General features: G+C 65.3%; 1 protein-coding gene. It reads right to left on the minus strand.

Annotated features, from left to right (window positions below; all coding sequences use genetic code 11):
• Nucleotides 1-2,783 (minus strand): condensation domain-containing protein (locus ABIB91_RS41530; RefSeq protein WP_354172956.1); only part of this gene is annotated, 2,783 nt, incomplete at its 3' end.
• Nucleotides 2,784-2,840 lie beyond the last annotated feature (57 nt).

Consider the following 2,840-nt stretch of genomic DNA (forward strand, 5'->3'; position numbering starts at 1 on the left):
GCGTCCGGCGCTTGGCGCACCTGCGCCTCGAACAGCTCATGGATGCACTGCTCCGCCGGATAGGGCGCCGCCGTCCGGTTCAACTCCTCCAGCAGGTAGGCGCGCTCAGCGGGCGACAGCAGCTCAATCCGCCCGACCGGTTGCCGCGCATCGGCAACCATCGCCCGCAGCAGCGCCAGCAGATAGCCACGCTGCCGCTCGATCGTCGTCGGATCAAACAGAGCTGTGGCATAACCCAGCGTTCCCGCAATCACCTCGCCGCGCTCGCCGAGGTTCAGCTCCAGATCGAACTTGACCTGATCGTAGCCCTGCCCCGCCGCCTCGACGCGCAGCCCGGCAAGGTCGAACGACTCGACGGCGTCGTGTTGCCAGGCCAACATCACCTGGAACAGCGGCGTGTGATCAAGATGCCGGGGCGGCTGCACGATCTCGACCACCTGCTCAAACGGCAGGTCCTGATGCTCCTGCGCAGCCAGCGCCGTGCGCCGCGTCCGTTCCAGAAGCTGCGACACGCTCGGCGCGCCCGACAGGTCGAGGCGAAGCGCCAGGGTGTTGACGAAGAAGCCGATCAACTCTTCGATCTCGCGCCGGCCGCGATTGGCGCTCGGCACCCCGATCACAAGGTCGTCCTGTCCTGACAGACGCGCCAGCACCGCCGCCCACGCCGCCAGCACCGTCATGAACAACGTCGTGCCATGTTGCCGGCTCAGCTGCTTCAGCCCCCGCGTCAGATCCGCATCGATGACGACAGGCACACTGGCCCCGGCAAACGACTGTTGCGCTGGCCGCGGCCGGTCCGTCGGCAAGTCCAGACGGGCTGGGGCGCCAGATAGATTATTGCGCCAATAATGCGCCTGGCTCTGCAGCCGCTCGCCCGAGAGCCACTGCCGCTGCCAGGCGGCATAATCCGGATACTGGATCGCAAGCGGCGGCAGCGGATCGTCTTCTCCGGACACGAACGCCCGGTACAGCTGACTGAGTTCACGCACCAGCACGCCCAGCGACCAGCCGTCCGAGACGATGTGATGCTGGGTCAGCAGGAAGACGTGTTCCTCATCCGACAGCCGGATCAGCCGGCCGCGGATCAGCGGGCCATGCGCCAGATCGAACGGCCTGCGCGCCTCTTGCTGGCACAGCTCCGCAAGCGCGGCGTCCGCATCTACCCTGTCCTGCAGATCGTGCTCCATTACCGGCAGCCCCGCATCCGGCGGCAGAACCTCAACCCGGGGTGTGCCCTGCGGTGCGACAAAGACACTGCGCAGCGCCTCATGACGCGCAAACAAGCGGTCAAGGCTGCGCTGCCAGGCGCTGCGGTCGAGCGCGCCACGCAGCCGCAAGGCCAGCGGGATGTGATAGTTCGTGCTGCCCTCGTCCAGCTGAGCCAAAAACCATAGCCGCTGCTGCGCAAAAGACAGCACAAGCGGCTCATGACGCGACACGGCCGCAATCGCCGGCAGGTCTTGTGGACCGGAGCGGCTCAACACCTCGACGATGCTCCCGGCCAGATCGGCCAGCACCGGCTTGGCAAACAGCGTCGTCAGCGGGAGTGCAACACCAATAGCCTGCGAGACCCGGCTCAACAGCCGCACGGCAAGAAGCGAGTGGCCGCCCAGTTCGAAGAAGTTGTCGTGCCGGCCGACCCGCGCCACACCGAGAAGCTCCGCCCAGATCGTCGCCAGCGCGGTCTCGGTCTCGCCCCGCGGCGGCTCATAGGCCGCGCGCGCATAGGCCGCATCCTCAGGCATCGGCAGCGCCTTGCGGTCGAGCTTGCCGTTTGCCGTCAGCGGCAGCGCCGCCAGCCGCACAAATGCAGCCGGCACCATGTAGTCAGGCAGCCGCGCACTCACATGCGCGCGCAACGTGCCGGCAAGCTCGGCTCCATCCAGCGCATCCGATCCAGCCTCCAGCGCACACACCACATAGCCGACCAGACGCTGCTCGCCGGTGCGATCCTGTTGCGCCACGACGACCGCATCGCGCACCCAGGCATGCTCGCAAAGCCGTGCCGCGATCTCGCCCGGCTCGATCCGAAAGCCGCGGATCTTTACCTGCTCGTCGTTGCGGCCCAAAAACGCCAGATTGCCGTCCGGCAGATAGCGCGCCAGGTCGCCGGTCCGGTACAGCCGGTCGCCTTCCACAAAGGGACTGGCGATGAACCGCTCCGCGGTCAGCTCGGGCCGGTTCAGGTAGCCACGCGCAACCCCCGCCCCGCCGATGTAAAGCTCCCCCACCGCCCCAAACGGAACGGGCTCAGCATGACCGTCCAGCAGGTAGATCCGCGTGTTGGCAATCGGGCGGCCAATATGCGGCACAACGTTGTCGATGAAGAGCCGGCCCGAGGTCGCCACGACCGTAGCTTCAGTAGGACCATAGTTGTTTATTAGCTTGTGAGGCGAAGCTAGAGGCGCAGGCACACGCTGGAGACGACCACCGCCAACAAGCAAGTACTCCAATCTGGAATTTACCAGCCTATCTTCCAACGCCATCGTGGCCAGCGGCGTGATCAAAAAGGCGACGTCCAGCGATTGATCACGCCACCATTGTAGCAGAAGGAGAGAATCTCCCGCCAATGCTCTTGGGGGGAGCAGCAATGTGCTGCGGTTACATAGCGCAGACCATAGCTCCCAAGTGCTGGCATCGAATGCTACTCCAGCCGCGAGCGCACAGCAGGTTTCTGGCTGGGGACAAAAGGTTTGCACATGCCATGCTATGAGATTGACCAATCCGCGATGCTCGACCATGACCCCCTTGGGCGTACCGGTTGATCCTGAGGTGTAGATCACATAGGCGAGATGGCGCGAGGTCAGGCCGAGGGCGCGTGGGTCCGGATTGGATTCCGG

The organism is Bradyrhizobium sp. JR4.3, assembly GCF_040547695.1.
GTDB lineage: Bacteria > Pseudomonadota > Alphaproteobacteria > Rhizobiales > Xanthobacteraceae > Bradyrhizobium > Bradyrhizobium canariense.